Origin of the sequence: Stappia indica (genome assembly GCF_009789575.1) — a bacterium.
Taxonomy (GTDB): domain Bacteria; phylum Pseudomonadota; class Alphaproteobacteria; order Rhizobiales; family Stappiaceae; genus Stappia; species Stappia indica_A.
Genome location: NZ_CP046908.1, coordinates 1,447,672 through 1,473,426, shown reverse-complemented (window position 1 = coordinate 1,473,426; position 25,755 = coordinate 1,447,672). Strand labels below are relative to the sequence as shown.

Annotated in this window: 23 protein-coding genes; 9 read left to right on the top strand and 14 right to left on the bottom strand. The window is 67.2% G+C overall.

What is annotated here, in order from left to right:
- Positions 1 to 43 precede the first annotated feature (43 nt).
- Both GH266_RS06955 and GH266_RS06950 read right to left on the bottom strand, forming a co-directional pair.
- A complete protein-coding gene (locus GH266_RS06955) occupies positions 44 to 2,272 on the bottom strand; it encodes a heavy metal translocating P-type ATPase (RefSeq protein ID WP_158193245.1) in 2,229 nt (742 codons plus the stop codon).
- A 115-nt stretch (positions 2,273 to 2,387) separates the two neighbouring features.
- Entirely contained in the window at positions 2,388 to 2,801 is a 414-nt protein-coding gene (locus GH266_RS06950) for a MerR family transcriptional regulator (RefSeq protein ID WP_158193244.1), read from the bottom strand.
- 160 nt (positions 2,802 to 2,961) lie between these two features.
- On the opposite strand from GH266_RS06950, the gene GH266_RS06945 reads away from it, so the two are divergent.
- Together GH266_RS06945 and GH266_RS06940 are read left to right on the top strand one after the other, a co-directional pair.
- Positions 2,962 to 3,969, top strand: a complete 1,008-nt coding sequence (locus tag GH266_RS06945) for a L,D-transpeptidase family protein (protein ID WP_158193243.1) — start codon at positions 2,962 to 2,964, stop codon at positions 3,967 to 3,969.
- Between the two features lie 217 nt (positions 3,970 to 4,186).
- Positions 4,187 to 5,620 (top strand): GGDEF domain-containing protein, encoded by a 1,434-nt coding sequence (locus tag GH266_RS06940; RefSeq protein ID WP_158193242.1) that lies wholly within the window; start codon positions 4,187 to 4,189, stop codon positions 5,618 to 5,620.
- A 28-nt stretch (positions 5,621 to 5,648) separates the two neighbouring features.
- Here the strand turns inward: GH266_RS06940 and GH266_RS06935 are convergent, their stop codons facing one another.
- Positions 5,649 to 6,389: an RES family NAD+ phosphorylase gene (locus GH266_RS06935; protein ID WP_158193241.1), complete on the bottom strand. Its 741-nt coding sequence runs from the start codon at positions 6,387 to 6,389 to the stop codon at positions 5,649 to 5,651.
- A 2-nt stretch (positions 6,390 to 6,391) separates the two neighbouring features.
- Positions 6,392 to 6,805, bottom strand: a complete 414-nt coding sequence (locus GH266_RS06930) for an MbcA/ParS/Xre antitoxin family protein (protein WP_199270466.1) — start codon at positions 6,803 to 6,805, stop codon at positions 6,392 to 6,394.
- A 319-nt stretch (positions 6,806 to 7,124) separates the two neighbouring features.
- On the opposite strand from GH266_RS06930, the gene GH266_RS23340 reads away from it, so the two are divergent.
- The gene (locus tag GH266_RS23340) at positions 7,125 to 7,535 is read left to right on the top strand and encodes a BA14K family protein (protein WP_158193240.1); all 411 of its coding nucleotides are present in this window, start codon (positions 7,125 to 7,127) and stop codon (positions 7,533 to 7,535) included.
- Positions 7,536 to 7,692: 157 nt separating this feature from the next.
- Positions 7,693 to 8,730 (top strand): glycosyltransferase family 10 fucosyltransferase, encoded by a 1,038-nt coding sequence (locus GH266_RS06920; RefSeq protein ID WP_158193239.1) that lies wholly within the window; start codon positions 7,693 to 7,695, stop codon positions 8,728 to 8,730.
- Between the two features lie 154 nt (positions 8,731 to 8,884).
- Here the strand turns inward: GH266_RS06920 and GH266_RS06915 are convergent, their stop codons facing one another.
- On the bottom strand, positions 8,885 to 9,889 hold the full coding sequence (locus GH266_RS06915; protein WP_158193238.1) for a glycosyltransferase 61 family protein: 1,005 nt from the start codon (positions 9,887 to 9,889) through the stop codon (positions 8,885 to 8,887).
- 85 nt (positions 9,890 to 9,974) lie between these two features.
- On the opposite strand from GH266_RS06915, the gene GH266_RS06910 reads away from it, so the two are divergent.
- Positions 9,975 to 10,733 carry a hypothetical protein gene (locus tag GH266_RS06910; RefSeq protein ID WP_158193237.1) on the top strand — a complete coding sequence of 253 codons (759 nt, stop codon included), beginning with the start codon at positions 9,975 to 9,977 and terminating at the stop codon, positions 10,731 to 10,733.
- Here the strand turns inward: GH266_RS06910 and GH266_RS06905 are convergent.
- The 3 genes from GH266_RS06905 to GH266_RS06895 all read right to left on the bottom strand — a co-directional run bounded on the left by GH266_RS06905 (position 10,676) and on the right by GH266_RS06895 (position 12,685).
- Entirely contained in the window at positions 10,676 to 11,329 is a 654-nt protein-coding gene (locus GH266_RS06905; protein WP_158193236.1) for an FkbM family methyltransferase, read from the bottom strand. The genes GH266_RS06910 and GH266_RS06905 overlap by 58 nt on opposite strands.
- A gap of 91 nt (positions 11,330 to 11,420) precedes the next feature.
- Entirely contained in the window at positions 11,421 to 12,083 is a 663-nt protein-coding gene (locus GH266_RS06900; RefSeq protein WP_158193235.1) for a sulfotransferase family 2 domain-containing protein, read from the bottom strand.
- A gap of 344 nt (positions 12,084 to 12,427) precedes the next feature.
- Positions 12,428 to 12,685 carry a hypothetical protein gene (locus tag GH266_RS06895; protein ID WP_067217391.1) on the bottom strand — a complete coding sequence of 86 codons (258 nt, stop codon included), beginning with the start codon at positions 12,683 to 12,685 and terminating at the stop codon, positions 12,428 to 12,430.
- Positions 12,686 to 12,970: 285 nt separating this feature from the next.
- Here GH266_RS06895 and ettA point away from each other — a divergent pair, with 285 nt between their 5' ends.
- Positions 12,971 to 14,620: an energy-dependent translational throttle protein EttA gene (gene ettA, locus GH266_RS06890; protein ID WP_158193234.1), complete on the top strand. Its 1,650-nt coding sequence runs from the start codon at positions 12,971 to 12,973 to the stop codon at positions 14,618 to 14,620.
- Between the two features lie 174 nt (positions 14,621 to 14,794).
- On the top strand, positions 14,795 to 15,409 hold the full coding sequence (locus tag GH266_RS06885) for an MOSC domain-containing protein (RefSeq protein WP_158193233.1): 615 nt from the start codon (positions 14,795 to 14,797) through the stop codon (positions 15,407 to 15,409).
- Positions 15,410 to 15,419: 10 nt separating this feature from the next.
- On the opposite strand, the gene GH266_RS06880 is transcribed toward GH266_RS06885, so the two are convergent.
- Both GH266_RS06880 and GH266_RS06875 read right to left on the bottom strand, forming a co-directional pair.
- The gene (locus GH266_RS06880; RefSeq protein ID WP_244953783.1) at positions 15,420 to 15,761 is read right to left on the bottom strand and encodes a DUF2293 domain-containing protein; all 342 of its coding nucleotides are present in this window, start codon (positions 15,759 to 15,761) and stop codon (positions 15,420 to 15,422) included.
- 15 nt (positions 15,762 to 15,776) lie between these two features.
- On the bottom strand, positions 15,777 to 16,739 hold the full coding sequence (locus tag GH266_RS06875; protein WP_342354288.1) for a LysR substrate-binding domain-containing protein: 963 nt from the start codon (positions 16,737 to 16,739) through the stop codon (positions 15,777 to 15,779).
- A 125-nt stretch (positions 16,740 to 16,864) separates the two neighbouring features.
- On the opposite strand from GH266_RS06875, the gene GH266_RS06870 reads away from it, so the two are divergent.
- A complete protein-coding gene (locus tag GH266_RS06870; protein ID WP_158193232.1) occupies positions 16,865 to 17,941 on the top strand; it encodes an acyltransferase family protein in 1,077 nt (358 codons plus the stop codon).
- Here GH266_RS06870 and tsaA read toward each other — a convergent pair.
- Positions 17,919 to 18,467, bottom strand: a complete 549-nt coding sequence (tsaA, locus tag GH266_RS06865; protein ID WP_244953782.1) for a tRNA (N6-threonylcarbamoyladenosine(37)-N6)-methyltransferase TrmO — start codon at positions 18,465 to 18,467, stop codon at positions 17,919 to 17,921. The two genes, GH266_RS06870 and tsaA, sit on opposite strands and share 23 nt — an antisense overlap.
- 232 nt (positions 18,468 to 18,699) lie before the next feature.
- On the opposite strand from tsaA, the gene GH266_RS06860 reads away from it, so the two are divergent.
- A complete protein-coding gene (locus GH266_RS06860) occupies positions 18,700 to 19,779 on the top strand; it encodes a DUF2336 domain-containing protein (protein WP_158193231.1) in 1,080 nt (359 codons plus the stop codon).
- A 90-nt stretch (positions 19,780 to 19,869) separates the two neighbouring features.
- Here the strand turns inward: GH266_RS06860 and metH are convergent, their stop codons facing one another.
- From metH to GH266_RS06845, 3 genes are read right to left on the bottom strand one after another with little or no spacing between them, the layout of a single operon-like run.
- Positions 19,870 to 23,601, bottom strand: coding sequence for a methionine synthase (gene metH, locus GH266_RS06855; RefSeq protein WP_158193230.1), 3,732 nt, complete (start codon positions 23,599 to 23,601; stop codon positions 19,870 to 19,872).
- Between the two features lie 8 nt (positions 23,602 to 23,609).
- Entirely contained in the window at positions 23,610 to 24,527 is a 918-nt protein-coding gene (gene metF, locus GH266_RS06850) for a methylenetetrahydrofolate reductase [NAD(P)H] (protein ID WP_158193229.1), read from the bottom strand.
- Position 24,528: 1 nt separating this feature from the next.
- On the bottom strand, positions 24,529 to 25,587 hold the full coding sequence (locus tag GH266_RS06845; protein ID WP_158193228.1) for an ArsR/SmtB family transcription factor: 1,059 nt from the start codon (positions 25,585 to 25,587) through the stop codon (positions 24,529 to 24,531).
- Positions 25,588 to 25,755: the final 168 nt, after the last annotated feature.

The window sequence follows — 25,755 nt, the reverse complement described above, 5'->3', positions numbered from 1 at the left end:
CGCGCTCCCCGGGGCCTGTCGCCAGGCCCCGGGGAGCACCTCTTCACTTCGTTCCGCGCCAGGCGAGCAGGCGCATGGCGTTGGCGGTCACCAGCACGGTGGCGCCGGTGTCGGCAAGGATGGCCGGCCACAGGCCGGTGATGCCGAGCACGGTGGTCACCAGGAACACGGCCTTCAGGCCGAGCGCGATGGTGATGTTCTGCCAGATGTTGCGCATGGTCGCACGGGACAGGACGATCATGTCGGCGACATCGGTGACGCGGCCGTGCAGGATCGCCGCATCCGCGGTCTCCAGCGCGACATCGGTACCGCCGCCCATGGCGATGCCGATATCGGCAGCGGCAAGCGCGGGGGCATCGTTGATGCCGTCGCCGACCTTGGCGACCCGGTAACCCTTGCCTCGCATCTCCATGACGATCCGCTGCTTGTCCTGCGGCAGCAGTTCCGCCCGGGCCTCGATGCCGAGCGCAGCCGCAATGGCGCTCGCCGTGCGGGCGTTGTCGCCGGTCAGCATCACGGCCTCTGCCCCCAGCCCTCGCAGGGCCGCGAGGCCCCCGACGGCGTCCTCGCGCGGCTCGTCGCGCAGGGCGACGAGGCCGGCGATCCTGCCGTCGACCAGAAGCAGGGAAACCGTCTTGCCGTCGTCGTTGAGCGCGGCGACGCGCGCCGCCAGCGCGCCGCCCAGCGGCACGGTCTCGGCGGCGGCACGCGGGGAGGCGAGGAGCAGCCGGCGCCCCTCCAGCATGCCGGTGACGCCCTTGCCGCCAAGGGCGGCCGCATCGGAGGCGGGCGTCACGGCGATGCCGTCGGCTTGCGCCCGGGCGAGGATCGCGCGGGCCAGCGGATGGCTGGATCCGGCCTCCAGGGCGGCGGCAAGGCGGAGCACCTCGCGTTCGTCCATGTCGATGCCGGCGATATCCGTGACCTGCGGCTTGCCTTCTGTGAGCGTGCCGGTCTTGTCGAAGGCGACATGGTCGATGCGGCCGAGCCCTTCGAGTACGGCGCCGCCCTTCATCAGGAGGCCGCGGCGGGCGCCGGCCGAAAGCGCGGCGGCGATGGCGGCCGGGGTCGAGATGACGAGGGCGCAGGGGCAGCCGATCAACAGGACGGCAAGGCCGCGATAGATCCAGGTGGCCCAGTCCGCCCCGCCGAGGAGCGGCGGCAGCACGGCGATCAGCGCGGCGACGACCATGACGGCGGGCGTGTAGTAGCGCGAGAAGCGGTCGATGAAGCGCTCGGTCGGAGCCTTGGACTCCTGCGCCTCCTCGACGAGGGCGATGACGCGGGAGATGGTGTTGTCGGCCGCAGTGGCAGTGACTTCGACGCGCAGCACGCCCTCCTGGTTCACCGTTCCGGCAAAGACCGTGTCGCCCGGCTCCTTGCGCTTGGGCACGGATTCGCCGGTCACAGGGGCCTCGTCGACCGCGCTTTCGCCCGACAGGACGGTGCCGTCGGCCGGGACCCGGTCGCCGGGACGCACCAGCACCACAGCGCCGACCTTGAGGCTGTCGGCCGGAACCGTCTCGGTCGTGCCGTCGCGCTCCAGCAGGGCGGTTTTCGGCATCAGCTCGGCAAGGGCGCGGATCGAGGCGCGGGCACGGCCGGTGGCGATGCCCTCGAGCAGCTCGCCGATCAGGAACAGCACGACGACCACGGCCGCTTCCTCGGCAGCGTCGATGACGACGGCACCGGCTGCGGCCACCGTCATCAAGGTCTCGATTGAGAAGGGGCTGCCGTTCATCGCGCCGGCAAGTGCGCGGCGGGCGATCGGCACGAGCCCCACCGCCATGGCGAGGGTGAAGCTCCAGAACGCGGTCTGCGGGAAAATGTGAGCGACGGCGAAGGCCGCGGCGAGAGCCAGGGTGCACAGGATCGTCAGCCGTGCCTTGGAACTGCGCCACCACGGGCCGTCGATCCGGGCGTGATGGTGCTGGTGGCCATGATCGTCCCCATGGTCGTGGTCATGGCCGCCATGATCGTGATCGTGCCCGCTGCAGCAGGCCGCGCCATCGCTGGTACTTTCGCCATCCCTGCCGGAGGCAGGCTCGCGGGCGAGCAGCGAGGTGCGGTAGCCGAGGCTGTCGACCTTGCGGGCGACGTCGGCAAGATCGGTGCCCTCGCCATGGGCTACGGTCATCGTGCCGGCCACGACCGAGACGCGGACATCGGAGATCTCGGGCAGGCGGCGGACCGCGCGGTCGATCTTTGCCGCGCAACTTGCACAGTCCATGCCTTCCACCCGGAAGCGGGTAAGGCGCTGCGATGCGCTCATATCGTCAACTCCTGTTGTTCAGGAGCAGGACAATAGGACCTCTAGCGACTAGAGGATCAAGAGGGCGCGTCGCTCTTTTTTCCGGCCTGCGTCGACGGGCAGGGGGGGGGGGGCGTCAATGGTCGGTGCTGCACATCTCGTGGTTCGCCAGCGAGCGGATGACGTAGCAATCCCTCACATGATCGCCGTGACAGGTGCCGACCATACGGGACAGTTCGTTTTCCAACCGCTGCAGCCGCGTGATCTTGTCGCGGACGATGTCGAGCTGGCGCGCGGCGATCTCGTCGGCATGGGTGCAGGGACGCTCCGGATGGCCGCTGAGATCGAGAAGCTCGCGCACGGCTTCGAGCGTGAAGCCGAGGTCGCGGGCATGCTTGATGAAGGCCAGACGGTCCCGGTGCGCCGCGTCGTAGCGCCGCTGGTTGCCTTCGGTGCGGCCGGCCGCCTCCAGCAGGCCCATCTGCTCGTAGTAGCGGATCGTCGGCACCTTGACGCCGGTCTGCCGCGAAAGATCGCCGATAGAGTACATCGCAAACCTCCAGTTTCTGGAGATATGGGCCCGTACCCGCTGCGACGTCAAGTTCACGCAATCGCGAATTGCGGCGCGAGCAACTTGGCATTAACCGTGTCCGGCGAGACTGGACATCTGTCGGCGGGCGGGGCGGCACGCACGAGATCCTGGCAAGCGAATGATGTTTAAAGCAGCAAAAGCGGCGACCTTCCTGGTTCTCGCAGCCCTGTTGAGCGGTTGCGCCACGAACGAATATGCCGATGACGGCCGGGGATCGAAGCCGATCCCCTCAAGACTTCTGTCGATGATGTCGGAGAAGTCGATGTCGCCGTCGGCGCCCGTCGTGGTGCGCATCTTCAAGCAGGAGAGCGAGCTCGAGGTCTGGAAGAAGGACCGGTCGGGCCGGTTTGCCCTGCTCAAGACCTACCCGATCTGCCGCTGGTCCGGAAAGCTGGGGCCGAAGCGCAAGCAGGGCGACCGCCAGGCGCCGGAAGGCTTCTATCACGTCAATGCCGGCCTGCTGAACCCGCGCTCGCAATACCATCTCGCCTTCAACCTCGGCTTTCCCAACAAGCTGGAGCGCGCGCTCGGCTATTCGGGCAGCGCCCTGATGGTGCACGGCGCCTGTTCCTCGTCGGGCTGCTATGCGCTGACCGACGAGGGGGTGGAGGAAATCTACCCGGTGGTGCGCGAGGCGCTGAAGGGCGGGCAGTCCGCCTTCCAGGTCCAGGTCTTCCCGTTCCGCATGACGCCGGAGAACATGGCAAGGCACCGGCATGACGGGAATTTTGCGTTCTGGAGCAATCTCAAGACCGGCTACGACATTTTCGAGGTGACCCGCCAGCCGCCGAAGGTCTCCATGTGCGGCGGGCGCTACGTGTTCGACAAGGAGTTCGTCGGCGGCGAGCCGAAGAATCCTCTTGCCGCGTGCCCGCCGGCGGTCAGCAAGGTGCCGGAAGCGGTGGCGAGCAAGGCGGAAGCGGACCGCGTGGCCATGGAGTCGTTGATCTCCAGCGGCCTTGCCCTCAGCGCGCCGTCCTATTCGGACGGGGGCATGCATCCGGCCTTCCGCCAGTTGCTGCAGCGCGACGGCGAGGAAGCCCTGTCCCGGCGCACGTCGAAGACCTCTGTCCCGGTCAGCCGCCCCAGCGCCGCGCTTGCCGATCCGCACATGGCGCAGGAGTGATCGCGGCGCCTTTCAATAAAGATGATGGATATAAGGATTTTGAACTGGTGATTTTCTTCCGATTTTCAATTTTTGCTTTGTGTTCTTGTTTTATGTCTCTCGAAATTTGCGGTCTGCAAGTCGTCGTTGATTTGATTTAAATTATCGCATAAGCCTCTTGCGGATTGCCGCAAGGGGAAGGCGGGTTGCAAAATGTGCTGTAAGGGGCTCCGTGTCCGTGAGTGTTGATACCTCGCCCGAAGGGACGGCCGCCGGACGTCAGGGCACGTTTGCGATTGGCATTCCCTTGTTGATCGGGTCGGTGGTGCTGATTGCCTGCCTGTTCGGCATCTATACGCGGCCTGCCGATTTTCTTGCGACACTCTGGCCGGCCAACGCGATCCTCCTCGCGATGTTCATCCGCATTCCTGGAGCAGCGCGGCCTGCGGGCTGGGTCTTCGCGGCGATCGGCTTCATGGCCGCCGACCTGATGACCGGCTCCTCGCCTGTGATGACCCTGGTTCTCACCGCCGCGAACCTCTTCGGCGTAGGTGTGGGGTATGCCGTGCATTTGTGGCACCCGGACAGGATACGCGCGCTCAAGGAACCTGTATCCGTGCTCTGGCTGGCCTTCATTGCCGCGGCTGCGGCGGCCTCTGCCGGTCTGTTCGGCATGCTGGCGAACCCGCTGCTGTTTCAGCGCAGCATCGCGACCGGCTGGTCGTTCTGGTTCGCCACGGAGTTCGTCAACTACGTCACCATCTTGCCCGTCCTGCTCTCGGCCCCGCCTCTGGCAACGCTTGCAGAACGCTGGAAGACCTCGCGGCTTTCCATCCGGGGCCCCGATATCTTGCCCGTTCTGGCGGTGATCGCAGCCGGAGGCGCTGCGTCGTTGATCGGAGGGGCCGGCTCCGTCGCCTTTCCGGTTCCCGCCCTGCTTTGGTGCGCGATCGTCTACCCCATCTTCCCGACAGCGGCTCTCACCTTGATTTCCGGTGTGTGGACGCTCGCTGCCGTTTCCACGGGCTTGGTCGGCAGCCAGTTCGTCCCGGACAACGAAGTGGATCTGGTCTCGATCCGGCTGGGGATTTCGCTGGTCGCGCTCGCGCCGATCATGCTCGCCTGCGTCATGCAAAGCCGCAACGAGTTGCTGGCCCGTCTCCATTACATGGCCATGCACGATCCGCTGACAGGCGCGCGCAACCGCGATTCCTTCCGGGCGGCCGCCCAACTCGCCCTCGACAAGGATCGGGACGGGACCTTTGCCCTGATGATGGTCGATCTCGACCACTTCAAGGCGGTGAACGACCGCTTCGGCCATGCGGCAGGTGACAGGGCTCTGGCCTGGTTCGGCGAGCATGCGAGGGGTTGTCTGCGGCCCGGCGACATTCTGGGCCGTATGGGGGGAGAGGAATTCGCCATTCTGGTGCCCGGCTGCGACCAGCAGGGTGCGGCGGGCCTGGCAGAGCGGCTTCGCGCGGTGATCAGCGCTCCGATCCCGATGGAGAACGGCGCCTCGCTGGTGGTGACGGCGAGCATCGGTCTCCTCACCATTCGGCCGGGAGATGGGCGCAGCATCGACGAGCTTCTGCCCGAGGCCGACAAGCTGCTGTATGCGGCGAAGGAAAAGGGTCGCAACAGGGTGGAGACGGGCGGCGGCGCGACCGCATAAGGCGCTGCACCCGGAACGGCGGTGCGGGTCAGGCCTCGATCCGGAAGATCCTGCCGCGCCGGTCTTCGCCCGTTGCCTCATGGATCTTGACCATGTCGATGCGGGTGCCGTCCCAGTGGCAGGTGAGGTGGCTCGCCTGTACCGGCACGGACATCACGTCCGGATGGAAGGCTGCGAAACACGCGCCGCCGGCGTGGCGAACGCTGGGATAGGCAATGCCGTTGTGCCCCGCGGCCCGGATCTCGGCCGCAAAGGCCTGGGAGGGGCCGTAGTCGTCCGGGTTCAGCAGGTCCGCGAGCGCCGGGTCACCGGTGGTCAGGTCGATCAGCTCCGCGTCGATGTCCCCGACCAATTCGCGCATGTCGGCGATCCAGCCGGGCGCCTCGCCCGTTGCCGCAAAGAACCGCGCCTGGTGATGGGCGACCTCGAACAGGGCCGTATCGAAAACCCGTGCCGCATAGAAGGCGCCGAAGCTGCCGTCGTGGAAGCGGCCCTTGCGCTCCGGCGAGACATGGGTGAACGGCGCCATCACATAGGATGCTCCGGGGCCGCTGACCCTGCGCCCCGCCGGCACGAGATCCAGCGAGCCGACCGTCTCGGCAACGCGCGGGTTGCTCTTGGCCTCGGCGGCGGCAAGCAGCTCCCAGTCGGCCGGGTCGGCAATGTCCTCGAACAGGTCGATGGGCGGATAGGCGGAGCTGATCAGGCGGTGATAGCGTGGCCAGGCGATCCGCGTGGTGGCAAGGCCGGCCGTCCGGGACGCGGACATGGTCACCACTGGCCGCGGCGGGCGTCGAGATAGCGCCGCACGCGCATGAGATCGGTGATGCGCCCATCCAGCATCACCTCGAGGGCCGAGCGGCCGGCGAAATCGGCATTGGCGCGCGTTACCCAGCCATAGCCGCGCTCTGCATCGCGAAACAGCAGGCGCAGCGCCTTGTGGATGCCCAGGAGGTTGGACATGCGCTCGGCAAGGTCGATGCCGGCACGGCCGGGCGAACCCGCTTTCCAGCGCTGGTAGGTGCGCACCGAGATATCTCCCAGGAGGCGGCTCGCCTGCTCGTCGGTAAGCCCCCAGCGCGCGAAGAGGTTCACCACCGCGCGCTGCATGGCGCGGATTTCCGCTCCGGAGAACTGCGGCACCGGTTCGGGCGTTACAGGCGATACGGGACGAATTGCGGGCATGGTGTACCTCCTGTCATTTGTCATGATATATGAATTTTATGCCAATTGACAAGATAAGGGGAACTTCGCGTCCCGCTGCCGCGTTTTCGGGTGTGAACGTCGCCGTGATGATCTGCGTCACAGTCCTGCCCCGCTCACAGGACTAAGCTTTCTCCATCATGATCGCTGATCGCGATGGTGTGCGGCGCCAGGGCGTCGGGTCGTATCGCGGAAGACCCTTGCAAGGCGCCGCGAGAATGTCCGCCCCGCCTTTCCCCCGCCGGCAGCGCGTGCTGCCGGACAGGCGGTTCGGACCGCAAGGCCGAGAGGAGACAGGACCATGCGTTTCAGACACACTTGCGCGGCGGCGGCGATTGCCGTTGCCTCAATGATCGGCTTCGGAGCCGGCGCGCCGGCCGAGGCTGCAACAGCCGGCAATGCGGCGAGGGCACTTGCCCCGATCATCGATGTGGCGCCCGACGCCCGTCAGGGCGGCCTGGTCGAGAAGACCTGGCATCGCGGCCGGCCGCACCGGGTGCGTCCGCGCCACCGCTGGCGCCCGCGTTATCGCTGGGGTCCGCCCGTCTATGCGCCGCGTCCGCGCTACCGTGTCCCGCCGCGTGCGCGCGGCCTGCCCCGGGCCCACTATGCCTGGTGCAACCAGCGCTACCGGTCCTACCGGGCGTCCGACAACAGCTTCCAGCCCTATAACGGGCCGCGTCGCCTCTGCATCTCGCCCTATATCCGCTAAGGGCGGATACATCGTGCGATGATCCATGGCCGCCGCCGGGTTCTTCTCGGCGGCGGCCTTTTTGCGTTCCGGTCTTTGCCGGGATGCCGCCATGCGCTATCGCTGCGGGAAGCCGGATCTTTCCGGCAGGACACAGCAAACGCAGGGCCTTCCAGGCATGACCGTCATCCAGCTCGCCACCGCCCAATCCTTCGACTTTCTGCTGCGCCAAAGCCGGGAAGGCGACGGGCGATGGGGCGACATCCACCTTGTGCCCGGCAACGGCACGGGCGAGGGAGCGGACTGGCTGGTGGTCTACGACCAGCCGCCGCGCGGGCTGCTGACGCTTCTGCCGCGTGAGCGCCGCATCGTCTTCCTGCCCGAGCCGGTGTCGATCAAGCATTACGATCCGGCCTTCATCTCGCAGTTCGGGATTGCCGTCACCTCGTCGCCGCTGCCCGGTTTCGACGGCGAGGCCTTGCACATGCAGCCGTCCTCGCCGTGGTTCTACGGGACGGGGCTCGGCGCCTCCGCCGGCGGTCCGCCGCGGCTCGGCTTTGCCGAGCTTGCAGCGCGGCCTGTTCCTTGCGAGCCGGTGCGCGGACTGATTTCGGCCGTCTGCTCGACCAAGGCGCTGAACCGCAACCAGGTGCGCCGGCTCCGTTTCCTGCGCCGTGCCAAGGCGGCGCTGGGCGAGCGGCTCGACATCTACGGGCGCGGTTTTCGCGAGGTCGCCGACAAGGCCGAAGGGCTCGACGGCTACCGCTACCACCTGGTGCTGGAGAACAACCTCGATCCGCATTGCTGGACGGAAAAACTCGCCGATCCGCTGCTGGCCGGGGCCTATCCCATCGTTGCCGGCGGGCCGGGGCTGGAGCGCTATTTCGATCCGCTCGGTTTCACCGCGCTGGACATCACCCGGCCGGAAACGGCGCTGAAGACGCTGCTCGCCGTCGTGGAAGACGATCCGGTGTCGCGGCCCGAGGTGCAAGCGGCGATGCGCGAAAACCGCCGCCGGCTGATGGAGGAGCACCAGGTGTTTCCGGTGCTCGAACGGCTGGTGAAGGGGCGCGGGGAGGGCGCGCCGGCCCTGCTGGCCGAGGCGCAGGCAATCCGCCCGCCGGCACGCGCGCCCTATCGCCGGCTCACGCAGGCGCTGAGGCCGCTGCGGCGGGTGGCCGACCGGCTGCATCTGGCGCTGTTCGAACGCGGCTAGGTCGTGAACTCATAATTCTGGCGAGAAACGGTCTGCGCGAACCTGTTCGGATACAAGGAGCAAGACCGCAGGAAACCATTCGGTTTTCAAGGTTTTGCGACGCCGTTGCCGGCACAATTATGAGTCCACGGCCTGGGCCGCACGCCTGCCGGTATCACCGGGCGCTGAGGTGCTCCAGAGCGAGGCCGAGCCCGTCGGCGATCAGTGCCGGGCGCGGATCGGGCCGGCGCGACGGGTCGGCGATCTCGACGAGACGCTGCAGGGAACCGCTGGCCAATACGGCCGCGGACAGCTCGCCGGTGGACGGGGCGAACAGCGTGCGGGCGCGGCGCAGACGCTGCACGAGCGCGCGCAAGGGAAGATCGGACGGATCGACGATGTCGAGGCGGTTGTCGGCCACCGCCTTGCGAAGCTCTGCGTGCCCGGCCAGCAGCCGTTCGGCGCGCGGGGCTCCGCCGTCGCACAGGATGAGATCGCTCGGTTCTCCCGATGCGCCGTCCGACGGATAGACCGCCGCGAGCTTGGCCGCGATCCGGGCAAGGATGCCGGCATGGGCAAGCGGTCGCTCGATCACATAGGCCGCATCGGTGCGGGTCACGCGGCCCTGGCGCATCAACTCGACCGGGCGCGGCCGGAACACACCGTCGGTGAGCGCGTCCTGGAAATGGTCGGTCATGCCCATGGAGACCGGCACCACGACGAGCAGGTCCTGGGGCAGGGCGAAATGGTCGAGCGCGAAAAAGCGCGGCAGCACGTCCGAGCAGAAGGCGGCGAGCGTGCCGCCGCTGCCGTGATGCAGCACGGTCAGCGGCTCGCGCCGCACCGGGTTCATCCGCAGCCGCCGGGTCACGTCGGGCCGGGCCTGCGGCCAGGGCAGAAGCTCCTCGCCCGGTTGCGGGGCGACCAGGCGGGCGTCGTCGAAGAGAAGACCGGAGAGCGGATCGATGTCGAGCGGGCCGGAAACGCGCAGGCAGCCGGCACGATCAGCGCCCAGCCGGGTCGAGGTCAGTTCCTCGCCGATGCGCTCGATGCGGCTTTCCGCAAGGCGCGCGCGCGGCCAGGCGGGCAGCATCACACGGCTCGCCAGCGCCCGGTAGGGGGCTGGCATGAGCACGGCGTCCAGCCGCTTCATCCAGCGTCGCGGGACTGGCTTTGACACGTCGGGCCACCTATAAGGCTGCGAAATGGGTCGGGACGCGCCACGCTTACGGTCGGCGCAGCGGGAAAGCAAGCATGGAGTCCGCATGAAGTCCGAGGTCTTCAACCTCAACGTCTTCACCAACGTGGCATCGCGGGATCCGTCCCACTGCCTCGCCCACCATGCCGTGCGCTCGTTTTTCGATGTCTTCGGCAAGGACAGCCGTCACCGCATCGTCACCCGCATCTTCATCGATCCCAATCCGAACCCGGACATGTTCGAGCCCTGGGTCGCGACGATCCACGACGGGCTGCCGGACATTCCCTTCGAGCTGGTGCAGACCAACGGCATGCTCGACGGCTTCTGCCGCTCGCTGGAGGTCTGCGAGGGCGCCTATGCGATGCAGCTGGAGCACGACTTCGTCTTCGTGAAGAGCCGCATCCATCATTCCCTCGACCGGATGGTGGACGAGATGCGCGCGCGCGGCATCGACTACCTGCGCTTCAACAAGCGGCGGAACCGGCCGGCCGCCTTCGATCTCGGGCTGGAGCCGGCGGGCGATGCCGAGTTTCCGATCTGCCGGATCAGCGGGCGGTCCAACAACCCGCATATCCTCGACATCGTGCGGTATCGCGAGGTGGTGCTGCCGCTGCTGAAGGGGCCGGACGGGCGTTCGGTCGGGCTGGAAGGCGGGGTCTGCCGCTATGTCGGCGGCGGCTACATCTACGGCCCTTACGGCCATCCGCGCACGGTCGGTCATCTCGACGGCCGCCGGCTGCGCTTCAGCGACGGCATTCGCCGCCGGCTCTATCTACTTGGCGAGACGCTGTCGCGCAGGTCCCAGCGTTCCCAGACGAACGGGTAGCGCCAGGCAAGATCGTGGGTCTTCGACAGACCTTCGGCGATCCGGGCGTAGCGCTCGCGGCTGGTCCCGTCGATCAGGTGGAACTGCACCACGAGATGGCGCACCTCGCCCATCAGGCCTTCCGCGATCAGATTCTCCAGGACCGGGTATTCGTCGCCCTCGATGTTGAGCTTCATCAGGTCGATCGGCCGGCCGGCCGCACGCACGATGTCCGAGGCGCGTCGCAGCTGGACCTCGACGCTCTCGCCTTCTTGCTGCCGCTGGGTGCTGCTGCCGTCATTGTCGTAGACGAGCTTCGCCGTGCCGTTGAAATCCGACAGGCCGGCGCAGTCGAGCGTGACGTTCGGCATGGCGGCGAGCAGCGGGCGGGCGCGCTCGCAGAATTCCGGCGCCGGCTCGAAGGCCAGAACCTTCGGCGAACCCTTCTGGGAGATGCGGGCGGAAAAGTCGCCCTTGTAGAAGCCGGCATCGACGACCAGGGAATTCCCGTCCAACGGCACATCGGTCAGCAGGCGTTCGTCGCCCTTTGCGAGTTTCCAGCGCTTGACGGCCCGGTAGTGCGGGTCGAGGGCGAAGCGGATCAGGTTGAAGCCCATTGGGGATCGTGAACTCGCAAGAGGGACGGAAGGGCTGAGGCATCGCAGCTTGGGCGGCGAATTGCAAGTCCGCAGCCCGCCGCGAATTGCTTCAGAACGTATAGCCGAAGGTCTCGACGTCGTCCTTGTGACGCCTGGCGATCAGCTCGATCCCGAAGTCGTCGTAATACTCGCGGTAGTGGCCGTGCGACGACGGATTGGCGCGGCGCTCGGGAACGGTGACGGCAAGGTCCAGCTCCGCCGCCATCTTGGCAAGGTCGTCGGCCAGCCGTTCCTGCCGCAGGATGCGCTGGACGGCGAGCGTGCCGGCCGCGTCGGTCAGGTAGTCGAGCTGCTGCTTGCGGATGTAGCGGGTGGGGGAGGTCGGCGCCTCGTCGTCCGCCAGCCAGCGCAGGTAGTCGGAAAAGCCGTAGTTCTGGAACAGCTCCACCTCGGTGGGCATGCCCGATCGGCCGCGGCCGAGGTCTTCCTTGAGATAGTGGAACCAGGAGACGTGCCAGTCCCAGGGATTGCGCACGACGGTGAAGACATGCATGGCGGACAGGTCGACCCGGTGCCGGTCGAAAACCTTTGCGTATTCGCGATAGGTAAGGTGGCCGCGGGCATCGCGAATGCGGCGCGAGGGGCATTTCAGGATCCAGGGCAGGAAGGCCTGCTCCACGAAGGATCCGCCGCATTTCGGCACATGCAGGAAAAGGATGTTCGCCTTCCCGCGCCTGGAGAAGGCCTGCCTTTTGTTTTTCGGAACAAGCAAACTTCTGTCCGTCCCGTTTCTGCTGGGCGTTGCCTCGGCCTTGCCGGCTTTATTGGTCTCTCTTTTCTGGCGAAAATATGACTCCGCCGGATGCGAAATCAAAGCATTTCGTTGCAATAGTAATTTTTTACAATGTTGTTGCTTTAAGAACGTGCAGGTCTGCAGCGGAACTCGCGAGAAGATACTTCATGATATCAAGGCGTTGCGATGCGTTGGTGGGTCGGCGCACCAGCAACCGGCGGACGCGCGAAAGCGCGGGACCGGCCCTGTCCTTCGACATGCCGGTCCCGGGAACGTGCTTCTGTGTGCGGGGAAAGCCTGCTTCGGCGAGCGCCGATGCCGCCTCAGCAGTTGTTGGGGCGCTGCGGTCCGAGGTCGATCTGGCACTCGTTGGTCAGCGCGCCGATGGCAGCGCCGCCGACGGCGCCGGCCGCCATGCCGACCAGAACGGGACCGCCGGCCAGCGCCAGCGCGCCTGCGCCGGCTGCACCGCCGATGGCACCACCCGTCACGCCGCGCTCGAAACGGTTCGAGCCGCAGGCCGCGACCAGCAGGGAAAGAGCAAGAACGCCGGCAAGTCCGGCCGGTCTCGGGATACGCATGACTTGAATCCTTCTGAGGGCCCAGCCCGTCGCCAGAATGCTGGTCGACGGTGAACGGGAGGTAAACGCCGACGAGGCGGCCGTCGTGCCGATCCGGCACATCTGCACAGCGGGTGGCCAAGCGGGTGGCCAAGCGGGTGGCAAGGCGGGCGGAGAGGGGGCGCGAATGGAGGCCGGGGGGGCCGAAAGGGCTTGCGTCCGGGGACTTTCCCTTGCCCCGAAGGCCGCCATCGACTAAGAAGCGGCCAGTTTCCCCTCATGTCCAGAATGGAGCGGCAAGCACCTATGGCGCGCCAGTTCATCTATCACATGCACGGTCTGTCGAAGGCCTATAACGGCAAGAAGGTCCTCGACAACATCCACCTGTCCTTCTACCCGGACGCCAAGATCGGCATCCTGGGCCCGAACGGCGCGGGCAAGTCGACGCTCCTCAAGATCATGGCCGGCCTCGACAAGGAGTATACCGGCGAAGCGTGGGCGGCCGAAGGCGCGCGCATCGGCTACCTGCCGCAGGAGCCGCATCTCGACCCGACCAAGACGGTGCTCGAGAACGTCATGCTGGGCGTTGCCCACAAGCAGGCGATCGTCGACCGCTACAACGAACTGATGATGAACTATTCCGACGAGACGGCGGACGAGGGCGCCAAGCTCCAGGACATCATCGATGCCGAGGACCTGTGGAACCTCGAGAGCAAGGTCGAGATGGCGATGGAGGCCCTGCGCTGCCCGCCGTCCGATTCCGAGGTCGAAAACCTGTCCGGCGGCGAGCGTCGCCGCGTGGCGCTGTGCCAGCTGCTGCTGTCGGAGCCGGACCTCCTGCTGCTCGACGAGCCGACCAACCACCTGGACGCCGAGACGGTGCACTGGCTGGAGCGGCACCTGCGCGAGTTCAAGGGCTCGGTGCTGATCATCACCCACGATCGCTACTTCCTCGACAACGTCACGGGCTGGATCCTGGAGCTCGACCGCGGCCAGGGCATTCCGTACGAGGGCAACTACTCGGTCTATCTGGAGAAGAAGACCAAGCGCATGGAGCAGGAGGGCCGCGAGGACATGGCCCGCTCGCGTGCGATCTCCCGCGAGCGCGAGTGGATGGGCATGTCGCCGAAGGGTCGCCAGACCAAGTCCAAGGCGCGTATCCGCGCCTATGAGGATCTGCTGTCCAAGCAGGAAGAGCGTCTGCCGACCATCGACCAGATCCTCATCCCGGTCGGCGAGCGGCTCGGCAACAACGTCATCGACCTGGAGAACGTCTCCAAGGGCTTCGGCGACCGCCTCCTGATCGAGGACCTGACGTTCAAGCTGCCGCGCGGCGGCATCGTCGGCGTCATCGGCCCGAACGGCGCCGGCAAGACGACCCTGTTCAAGCTGCTGACCGGCCAGGAAAAGCCGGATTCGGGCACCGTCACCATCGGCGACAGCGTGCACCTTGGCTATGTCGACCAGTCGCGCGACAAGCTCGACCCGAACAAGACGGTCTGGGAAGAGATTTCCGACGGCCACGAGATCATCTATCTCGACGGCAAGGAGATCAATTCGCGCGCCTATTGCTCGTCCTTCAACTTCAAGGGCCCGGCCCAGCAGGCGAAGGTGGGCAACCTCTCGGGCGGACAGCGCAATCGCGTGCACCTTGCCAAGGTGCTGAAGCAGGGCGCCAACGTGCTGCTGCTCGACGAGCCGACCAACGACCTCGACACCGAGACGCTGGCGGCGCTTGAGGATGCGCTGGAGAACTATGCCGGCTGCGCCGTGGTCATCAGCCACGATCGTATGTTCCTCGACCGCCTGGCCACGCACATGCTCGCCTTCGAGGGCGACAGCCATGTGGAGTGGTTCGAGGGCAACTTCGAGGACTACGAGAAGGACAAGGTGCGTCGTCTCGGCGCCCATGCGGCCGATCCGCGCCGCATCAAGTACAAGCCGCTGACGCGCTGAGGCGCCAGCGACACACGCCCATGACAGGAAACGGCGGTGCGGGTTCGCGCCGCCGTTTTCGTTTCTGCCGTCCGCCGGTCGGAAAAGCGCGGCTTTCCTGCCCGCAGGACTCATTGTATCCCTCGTGTTTCCGCGCAGGTTCTGCCTGCGGGCGATGAGGCAGGAAGGTAAGCGATGGCGGATCTGTTCGGACGCGAGCACATGGATGAGTTGCAGAGCGTGCCGGCGCGCAAGCTCGGCGCCACCACGGTCAAGGTGCTCGCCACCCAGACGCCGGACGACTTCCGCACCACCTGGACGGCGGCATTGAAGCTCTGCTTCGAGGGCATCCCCGGAGGGCGCCACACCGGCTACACCCGCCGCTCGGGCTCGCGCGAGCCCTGGTATCCGCGCGGCACCGAGATGTGCAACGAGCGGCAGGTGTCGATCCTGTCCGTGGAGGAACTGGCCGAGGTCGCCGCCGACATGGGCCTGCCGCGCATCGAGGCGGAGTGGATCGGGGGCAATGTCCTTCTGGAGGGCTTGCCGCGCCTGTCGCTGATGCCGCCGCGCACACGTCTCGTCTTCGCCGGCGGTGCGGTGCTGAGGGTCGACGGCGACAACATGCCCTGCCGGATCGCCGGAGCCTCCATCGGCGAGCACTATCCCGACCGCGAGGGCATCGACCTGCTGTTCCCCAAGACGGCGCGTCGCCGCCGCGGCCTCGTTGCCTATGTGGAACGGCCCGGCGTCATCCGCCCCGGCGAGGCGGTCACCGCGCATATCCCCGAGCACTGGATCTACCGCTGAGGGTTCGCCCTCAGTCCCCGCTGATCTCGTCCTCGTCCGCGCTGACCTGTCGTGTCGCGCCCCAGTCGAGCAGCGTGTCGTTGATCGAGGGGAGCGCGAAATAGCGGGCCGCGTCGCGCTCGTAGCCTTCCTCGAGCAGCGCGTCGTAGTCGCTATGGGCGTGGCGAACATGGGCGACGAGGGCAAGCCAGACGGCGACGGAGGGCGGCATGTGCCGCAGATGCGGGGCGAGCGCCCCGGCCAGCACCGGCTCGGCATCCGCGAAAGGGATGCGCGGTGCGGTCACCCGCAGCGCCTTGCGCATCTCCTTCTGGCGGCGCGTGCCGCCTGAGGCTTTCCCGCCCAACATCATGGCAGCACGCTCCGCTCAGGCATCGGGGCGCTGTCCGGCGCGAGGATCCTCACCGACCACCGGCGGCAGGAGCGGCTGGCCGCTCGGCTCCAGCGCCTCCAGGATGCAGGCACCGAGCGCCTCGAAGTCGCGCTTGCGCGGGGAGGAGCGCCGCCAGACCAGCCCGACGGTGCGTTGCGGTTGCGGCTCCTGGAAGCGCAGCAGCGCCACCCGTTCGTCGCGCACTTCCACCGAGGCGCAGAGCTCGGGCAGCAGGGTCACGCCGTAGCCGGCCGCGACCATCTGCATCACCGTCGACAGGCTGGTGGCGCCGAAGCCCGAACGGGCGGTCGGCTGCAATCCCTCGCAGTAGTTCAGCGCCTGATCGCGCAGGCAGTGGCCTTCCTCCAGCAGCAGCAGGGACGAGCCGTTGACGGTCCGCGGGTCGACGCGCTGGCGTTCGTCGAGGTCCGGGCGCGACTGCACGGCCAGCAGGAAGCGGTCCTGGAACAGCGGCCGGGTCTCGAATTCTGCGCCGGCGACGGGCAGGGCGGCCAGGATGACGTCGAGTTCGCCCTGCAACAGCTCGCCGACCAGCGCCTGGGTCAGCGTCTCGCGCAGCTGCAGTTCGGCTTCAGGGTGGCTCCGGATCAGCGCCGGCAGGATGCGCGGCAGGAGATAGGGGGCGATGGAGGGAATGATGCCGAGACGGAGCGTGCCGCTCATCACCTGGCTGGCATGCTGGCCGTAATCGAGCAGATCTCGGGTTTCGGCGAGGATGCGCCGGGCCCGGCGCGCGATCTCCTGTCCTTCCGCCGTCAGGCGAACGCCGGCCGGCCGCCGCTCGACCAGCGCAACGCCGAGGATCGCCTCCAGCTCGCGGATCTGCATGGACAGCGCCGGCTGGGATACGGCGACGGCCTCGGCGGCGCGGCCGAAATGCAGGTGACGGGCAAGCGCATCGAAATAGCGCAGCTGGCGAAGCGTGATCATCGCCATTGGATAAGCTTATCGCGTGCGGCCTTCAATGCGATTGTTGCTGATCAGGGAGCGCCCCGTCGTTTCAACTCCCCTTAACCGGGGCCCGGCGATACTCTGTGCCTGAGGCGAGGGGAGTGGAGTTGATGAGCGCTGCCGCAAGACGGCCGGGTCTCGATCTGATGCGGGTGGCGGCTGTGGCGGCGGTCGCCTGGTTCCACTACGGCTTTCGCATGCAGGTCACCGGCGAGGCCGGGCCGGTTGCCGGGGCAGGCTCTCCGGGAGAGTGGGCGCGGTTCGGCTATCTCGGCGTCTCGGTCTTCTTCGCCATTTCCGGCTATGTCATCTCGATCTCGACGGAAGGGCGCGATCCTTTCACCTTCGCCGTTGCCCGCATCGCGCGGCTGTGGCCCGTCTATGTGGTGGCGATGACGCTGACCGCGCTGGTCACCCTTGCCGTGCCGGCGCTCGGCTTTCCCCTGTCGCTGCCGCAATATCTCGCCAACCTGACGATGCTGTCGCCGTTTCTCGGCCAGCCCTTCATGGACGGGGCCTACTGGTCCATCGTCGCCGAGATCCTGTTCTATGGCTGGGTCGGGCTGCTGATGCTCGTCGGCCTGTGGTCGCGTCACCAGGTTGCCATTGCCCTTGTCTGGCTGGCGGTTGCCGCGCTCGATCAGGCCGTGATCGGCAGCGACGTTCTCCGCCGGCTTCTTCTGACCGACTTTGCCGGTTTCTTCGCCTTCGGGATGATGCTGCGGGCGCGCGAGCGCGGGGAGGCGGGGGCGAGCCTCGTTCTCGCGGCGGCCTTCGTGCAGGCCACTGCCGCGGCGATCCTGTTCGCCGGAGGGCTGGTCGAGCTCTATCGCGGCGCGCCGTTCTCTCCGATTGCGGTTGCCGGCATCGTTGCCGTCTCGCTCCTCGTGCTGGCGCTGGCAACGCGGCTGGACGTGCCGTGGCTGCCCGTCGGCCCGGTAGCGGTGGCCGGGCGGGCCACCTATCCGTTCTACCTGCTGCACCAGCACATCGGCTATGCCGGCTTCTTCCTGCTCGCGCCTGCGCTCGGGCCCGGCGTCTCGGCGCTCGTCATTCTTGCCGCGGTCGCGCTTGCGGCGCTGGTGCTGACCGTCATCGTCGAGCGGCCGGCGGCGCGGGCGGTGCGCGGGGCGGGCGAGTGGGTTCGGCTGCGGGCCCTGTCGTTCAGGCGCCGCCCGGCGGGCTGACCGCCTCGACGTCCTTCAGGCGCTCGCGCCAGCGCACCCGCGCCTCCGGCACGGCGTCGGTCGTCGCGAAATAGGGCTTGATGTCGATCAGCGGCGTGCTGTTCAGGCAATCGAGCCCGCGCACGAGAAACCCGTCCTCCGTCATCTCCAGCAACTGAACCACCGACAGCGATACCGGGTTCGGCCGGACCGGTGCGCGCAGGCCGAAGCAACCGTGGGTCTCGTCGGCGAAACCGGGGGCGAGCACCGCAAGGTCGCGCCTGGCCTTGTGCATCCAGTAGAGCAGGATGAGGTGGCTGCATTCCTCCACCGACTTCAGCCCCTTACGGTATTCCGGCTTGAGGCGGACGCGGCAGACGGCGTCGGTGGCGCGACCGTTGCGCGGACATTCGGCGCGTGTCGCCCAGGGCGTTTCCACGTGTCCGATGAAGACGAGACCGGCGTCGAACGGTCCCTGTGCCGGGTCGTGGTCGAAGGCTTCCTCACCGGGCCGCGCCGGCGTTTCGTCCACAGCTCTTTCGCTCACCTTCACCTCCGGGCTGATGCGTATCTGGGGTGTTTATCCCACGGTGTGCGGCCTTCGTCTGCCTGCGATTTGCCGCATCCCGCCATGGTTCAATTTTTAATCAAATTTACTTCGAATTCAGCAAGTATTGTTCTAAAATATAGGTAAGTAATGACCTGTTCGTGTCGATGTTTTGTTTAAGGGGCTCATGCTATCCACGACGAAACCAGGATTCTCGGTCGGGGAAATAGCAATGTCGAACATGCCAAATACCGAGCTCGTGAATTTCGAGGCGCTGGCGAACGAACCGGACATGGCGCGGCGCAACGAGCTTGCACGCAATGTCGCGACCTTGTTCTCGCTGACGTCCGAGAAATGCTCGGACGAGCAGATCGAGGTCTACGATTCGGTGCTGGTACGCCTGTCCGACATGGTGGAGATGCAGGCCCGCGCCTTCATCGCCGGCCGTCTGGCCTCGCTGCGCCGGGCGCCCGAGGGCACGATCCGCCGTCTGGCCGGCGACGAGATCGAGGTCGCGCGTCCGGTGCTGGAGCAGTCCACGGTGCTGCGCGACACCGACCTCGTCGAGATCGCGCTCAAGCGCGGCGAGGACCACAAGGTGGCGATCGCGGCGCGCGAGATCCTGTCCGAGATGGTCACCGACGTGCTGGTGGAGAGCGGCAGTTCGGCCGTGCACCGTACGGTTGCGCGCAACGGCGGGGCAAGCCTGTCCGCCCGCGGCGTTCTCGGTCTCATTCAGTCTTCCGGCCTCGACGAGGACCTGCAGATGGCGCTTGCCGACCGTCAGGATCTCGACGAGCGCGCGGTGTCGACACTGGCGGCGCTGGCGAGCGAGCGGGTGCGCATGCGCCTGCTGGAGACCGGCACGTCCGAGGGCGGCGAGGTCCCGCGTGCCGCCCGTGTCGCCGCGCAGAAGCTGTCCAACGAGTTCTGGCTTGGCCGTTACGACTTCGAGACCGCGATCGGCCGCGTCTATGCGCTGGCCCGCGGCCCCGGCATCGACGAGGACACGCTGGTGCGTTTCGCCGAGGAGGACCGGTTCCCGGAGGCGGTCGCCACTTTCGCGATGATCGGCGACATCGGCATCGAGGAAGCCAAGCACTGGATGGTGCGGGTCGACACGGACCCGTTCCTGATCGTTGCAAAGGCGTCCGGCCTTGCGCTCCCGACAGTGGAAAAACTGCTGAACATGGGGCCGTGGCGCTATCGCCTGCAGGCGGAAGACCGGGCGCGCATCCTCGACCGTTTCCAGGGCATCAAGCCGCAGTCCGCGCGCCTGCTGCTGAGCCAGTGGCACGGCCGGGTCGCCTGATCGGCAGGCTGGGGACACGTCGTTCAACGACAACGGGCGGGACCATGGTCCCGCCCGTCTTGTTTTGTGCTCCGGCTGCAAGGGGGCGGATTACTCCGCCGCCTCCAGCTTGTGCGGATCGTAGTTGAGGATCGGGGCAAGCCAGCGCTCGGCGGTGGCGATGTCCCAGCCCTTGCGCAGGGCATAGTCCTCGACCTGGTCGCGCTCGATGCGCCCGACGCCGAAATAGTGGCTGTCGGGATGGGCGAAGTAGAGCCCCGACACCGAGGAGCCCGGCCACATGGCGTAGCTTTCCGTCAGCTCGATCCCGGCCGTCTGCGTCGCGTCCAGCAGGTCGAACAGGGTGCCCTTTTCCGTGTGGTCCGGCTGGGCCGGATAGCCCGGTGCCGGGCGGATGCCCTGGTAGGTCTCGCCGATCAGCTCCTCGACGCTGGCCTTCTCCTGCGGGGCATAGCCCCATAGCGAGGTGCGCACGATCTGGTGCAGCTTCTCCGCGAAGGCCTCGGCGAGGCGGTCGCACAGGGCCTGGGCGAGGATCTTGTTGTAGTCGTCGCCCGCCTTGACGTAGCGCGAGATGAACTCCTCCTCGCCATGGCCGGAGGTCACCGCGAAGCCGCCGACCCAGTCGGGGATGCCGCTGTCCTCGGCTGCGACGAAGTCGGCCATCGCCACGTTGGCACGCGCGCCTTCGGCGCGGGCCATCTGCTGGCGCAGCGTGTGCAGCACGGTGCGCTCGCGGGTCCGCTCCTCGTCCTCGTAGAGCACGATGTCGTCGCCGCGTGCGGCCGCCGGCCAGAAGCCGACGACGCCCCTCGGCTGCACCAGCTTGTCGCGGACGATCTCGTCGAGCATCTTGCGGGCATCGTCGTAGAGCGCCTTGGCGGCCGGTCCGTAGCGGTTGTCTGTCAGCACCGCCGGATAGGTGCCCTTGATCTCCCAGGTGGAGAAGAAGGGCGTCCAGTCGATGACCTCGGCCAGATCCTGCAGCGGCACCTCGATCGGGCGGATGCCGAGGAAGGAGGGGCGCTGCGGCCGGTAGCTGTCGAAGGACGGGCGGAAGCGGTTCTTGCGCGCGTCCTCCAGGCTGGTACGCCGGGACTGGCCGCGCGAGCGCGAGTGCCCCTCCGCCGCCTTGGCGTAGTCGGCGCGCAGGGCCTCGACATAGCCGTCGCGATCCGTCTTGCTCAAGAGCTTCGAGACTACGCCGACCGCGCGGCTGGCATCCGTCACGTAGACGGCCTGCGAGCGGCGATAGTTCGGGTGGATCTTCACCGCCGTGTGGATCAGGCTCGTCGTCGCACCGCCGATCAGGAGCGGCAGGTCGAAGCCTTCGCGCTCCATCTCGGCCGCGACGTGGCACATCTCGTCCAGCGACGGGGTGATGAGACCCGACAGGCCGATCACGTCGACCTTCTCCTTGCGCGCCGTCTCGAGGATCTTCGCCGCCGGCACCATGACGCCGAGGTCGATCACCTCGAAATTGTTGCACTGGAGCACGACGCCGACGATATTCTTGCCGATGTCGTGGACATCGCCCTTGACGGTGGCGAGCAGGATCTTGCCGGCGCTCGGCATGTCCACGATGCCCTGCTCCAGCTTCTCCTGCTCCATGTAGGGCATCAGGTAGGCGACCGCCTGCTTCATCACGCGGGCCGACTTCACCACCTGCGGCAGGAACATCTTGCCGGCGCCGAACAGGTCGCCGACGATGTTCATGCCGGCCATCAAGGGCCCCTCGATGACGTGCAGCGGGCGCTCGGCCTTGGCGCGGGCCTCCTCGACATCTTCCTCGATATAGTCGGTGATGCCGCTGACCAGCGCGTGGGACAGGCGTTCCTCGACCGGGCGCTCGCGCCAGGAAAGGTCCTGCACCTGCTGCTTGCCGCCCTTGCCGCGGAAGCGCTCGGCGATCTCCAGCAGCCGGTCGGTGGAATCGGAGCGCTTGTTCAGCACCACGTCCTCGGAGAGCTCGCGCAGCTCCGGATCGACGTCGTCGTAGACGGCGAGCTGGCCGGCATTGACGATGCCCATGTCCATACCGGCCGCGATCGCGTGGTACAGGAACACCGAGTGCATCGCCTCGCGCACGGGCTCGTTGCCGCGGAAGGAGAAGGACAGGTTGGACACGCCGCCCGACACATGCGCATGCGGCAGGTTCTGGCGGATCCAGCGGGTCGCCTCGATGAAATCGACGCCGTAATTGTCGTGCTCGGCAATGCCGGTGGCGACGGCGAAGATGTTCGGGTCGAAGATGATGTCCTCGGGCGGGAAGCCGACCTCGTTCACCAGGATCTCGTAGGAGCGCTGGCAGATCTCGGTCTTGCGGGCCTGGGTGTCGGCCTGGCCCTGCTCGTCGAAGGCCATCACGACGACCGCCGCGCCGTGGCGGCGCACCAGCTTCGCTTGGGCGATGAAGGCGTCCTTGCCTTCCTTCATGGAGATGGAGTTCACCACCGCCTTGCCCTGGACGCATTTCAGGCCGGCCTCGATCACCTCCCATTTGGAGCTGTCGATCATCACCGGCACGCGGGCGATGTCCGGCTCGGCGGCGATCAGGTTCAGGAAGGTGACCATCGCCTCCTTGGAGTCGAGCAGGCCCTCGTCCATGTTGACGTCGATGATCTGGGCGCCGCTCTCCACCTGCTGGCGGGCGACTTCCAGCGCTGTCGGGTAGTTGTCTTCCTTGATCAGCTTGCGGAAACGGGCCGAGCCGGTGACGTTGGTGCGTTCGCCGACATTGACGAAGTTGATCTCCGGCGTGAGCACGAAGGGCTCCAGGCCCGACAGGCGCATGTGGCGCGGCGGCTCCGCCGGCTTGCGCGGAGCATGGCCGGCAACGGCCTGCGCGATGGCGCGGATATGGTCGGGCGTGGTGCCGCAACAGCCGCCGACGATGTTGACGAGGCCGCTCGCGGCGAACTCGCCGACCAGCTCGGCCATCGCCTCGGGGCTTTCGTCATACTCGCCGAACTCGTTCGGCAGGCCGGCATTCGGATAGGCGCAGACCAGCGTGTCGGCAACGCGCGACAGCTCCGCCACATGGGCGCGCATTTCCTTGGCGCCGAGCGCGCAGTTGAGGCCGATGGAGAACGGCTGCGAGTGGCGCACCGAATACCAGAAGGCCTCCGGCGTCTGGCCGGACAGGGTGCGGCCGGACAGGTCGGTGATCGTGCCGGAGATCATCACCGGCAGGCTCACGCCCTTTTCCTCCAGCACCTCGTCGATGGCGAAGAGGGCGGCCTTGGCGTTCAGCGTGTCGAAGATGGTCTCGACGAGCAGGATGTCGGAGCCGCCATCGATGAGGCCGCGCACGGCCTCCGCATAGGCTTCCCTCATCTGGTCGAAGGTGACGGCGCGATAGCCCGGATTGTTGACGTCCGGCGAGATGGAGAGCGTGCGATTGGTCGGGCCGAGCGCGCCGGCGACGAAGCGCGGACGCGCAGGATCGCGGGCCGTGACGATGTCGCAGGCCTCGCGGGCGAGCCGGGCACCGACGAGGTTCAACTCGTAGGCCAGCTCCTCCATGGCGTAGTCGGCCTGGGCGATGGTGGTGGAGGAGAAGGTGTTGGTCTCGACGATGTCGGCACCGGCCTCCAGGTAGGCGACGTGGATGTCGCGGATCGCCGGGCCCTGCGTCAGGTTGAGCAGGTCGTTGTTGCCCTTCACGTCCTGCGTCCAGTCCTTGAACCGGTCGCCGCGATAGCCGTCCTCGTCCAGCCTCAAGGCCTGGATCATCGTGCCCATGGCGCCGTCGAGGACGAGGATGCGGTCGCGGGCGGCAGCGGTCAGGGCCGACGCCGCGGTCTTGGTCTTGTCTTGCATGATCAGTCTCAGGCCGCCTGCTGTTCCAGGGGAGCCGGGCGCAGGCCCAGCATGTGGCAGATCGCGAAAGTCAGGTCCGCGCGGTTCATCGTGTAGAAGTGGAAGTTGGTGACGCCGCGGTCGACCAGGTCCAGCACCTGCTCGCAGGCGACCGCCGAGGCGACCAGCTTGCGCGTCTCCGCGTCCTGGTCGAGCCCGGCGAAGCGCCGCGCCAGCCAGTGCGGGATCGAGGTGCCGCACTTGGCGGAGAACACCATGGTCGTCTCGAAATTGACGATCGGCAGGATGCCCGGAACGATCGGAATGTCGATGCCGGCCGCGCGCACCTTCTCCATGAAGGTCTCGAACAGATCGTTATCGAAGAAGTACTGGGTGATCGCCCGGGTCGCCCCGGCGTCCACCTTGCGCTTCAGGTTGTCGATCTCGGCCGACCAGTCCGGGCTTTCCGGGTGACGCTCCGGATAGGCGGAGACGGACACCTCGAAATCGTCGGAGACGCGGCGGATGCCGGCGACCAGATCGGAGGCATAGGCGTAGCCGTCCGGATGCGGGTGGTAGATGGCGCCGAGCCCCTCCAGCGGATCACCGCGCAGGGCCACGATGTGGCGCACGCCGATCTCGTGATAGGCGCGCACGATCTCGTCGACCTCGTCGCGGGACGAGCCGACGCAGGTCAGGTGCGCGGCCGGGGCCAGGCGCGTCTCGGTCAGCATCCGCTCGACCGTGCGGTGGGTGCGTTCGCGGGTGGAGCCGCCGGCGCCGTAGGTCACGGAGACGAAGGACGGTCCGAGCGGCTCAAGCCGCTGGACGGCCGACCACAGCGAGGCTTCCATCTTGTCGGTCTTCGGGGGAAAGAACTCGAAGGAGACGGAAACCCCGGTTCCCTGGTCCAGCTCGAAACGGCGGAATCTCTCGGGCGATGACATATCAGGCGACCTCCTGGGTCAGGCTAAGTTCTGGAAGATCGGAAATGATCCGCGGATCGCGGGCGAGCCAGATGGTGACCGTGAGCCGGTCGGCCTCGCCCGCTTCCGGGTTGAGGTCGCGGGTCTCGATCACTTCGAGGCCGGCTGCGTGCAGCCAGCGGTCCATCTGGTCGCGGGAAAATCCGAGGCGGCGATGGGCGTGTTCGTCGCGCAGGAACTCCAGTTCGTGCGGGGCGAAGTCGACGATCAGCAGCCGGCCGCCGGGCCTGAGCACCCGCGCCGCCTCCTCGATGGCCCGGCCCGGGTCGTCGAGGAAGTGCAGCACCTGGTGAAGGGTGATCAGGTCGTGGCTTTCGGCCGGAATGTTGAGCGCGTAGATGTCGCCCTGGCGGACCTGCACGTTGCGCAGGCCCTGGCGGGCGAGATTGGCGCGGGCGACGGTCAGCATGTCGTGGCTGGCGTCGAGGCCGACCGCCTGCTCGTACTGGCCGGCAAAGAGCGAGATCAGGCTGCCGGTGCCGGTGCCGAGATCCAGCAGCGAGCGGAACGGCCGCTCGCCGACCATCTCGCGCAGGGCCTGCTCCACGGCCGCTTCCGGCACATGCAGCGAGCGCTCCTGGTCCCAGGTCTTGGCGCGGGAGGCGAAGAAGGCAGCCGCAGCCTCGGCCTTGGCGCGGCGGGTGGCGGCAAGGCGCACCCGGTCGCCGGCCAGCACCGCGTCCTGCGGGTCGAGCCGGGACAGCAGCAGGCGGGCGAGGTCGCCCATCGGGCCGTCGCCGAGGCGGTAGAACACCCAGGCGCCTTCGGGGAAGCGCTGGACGAGGCCGGCCTCGGTCAAGAGCTTGAGATGACGAGAGATTCGCGGCTGGCTCTGGCCGAGAATGACGGTCGCGTCCTTGACGGTCAGCTCGCCATCGGCCAGCAGGGCCAGGAGGCGCAGGCGCGTATCCTCGCCGACCGTGCGCAGGCCGGCCAGCAGCTGCTCGGCGCTGAGCAGAGGCTCGCCCGCCCCGGTGGCGGAGGCGGCAGTCGTGCCGGCGGTGTTCGCGTTGGTGGTCATCGCATCCTCGAAAGGCGACCCTGCTCGAAATGCAATCTCGCAGGAAGATATAAAGATATCTTTATACCTCTATCGCAATGGATGCAAGGGGCGGGTCGGTGTTCAGGGTCGCCGTCCACATGGCGAATTGCGCTGGGAGTTGTCCCGGCGTACGCGCGGGGCGCCCGG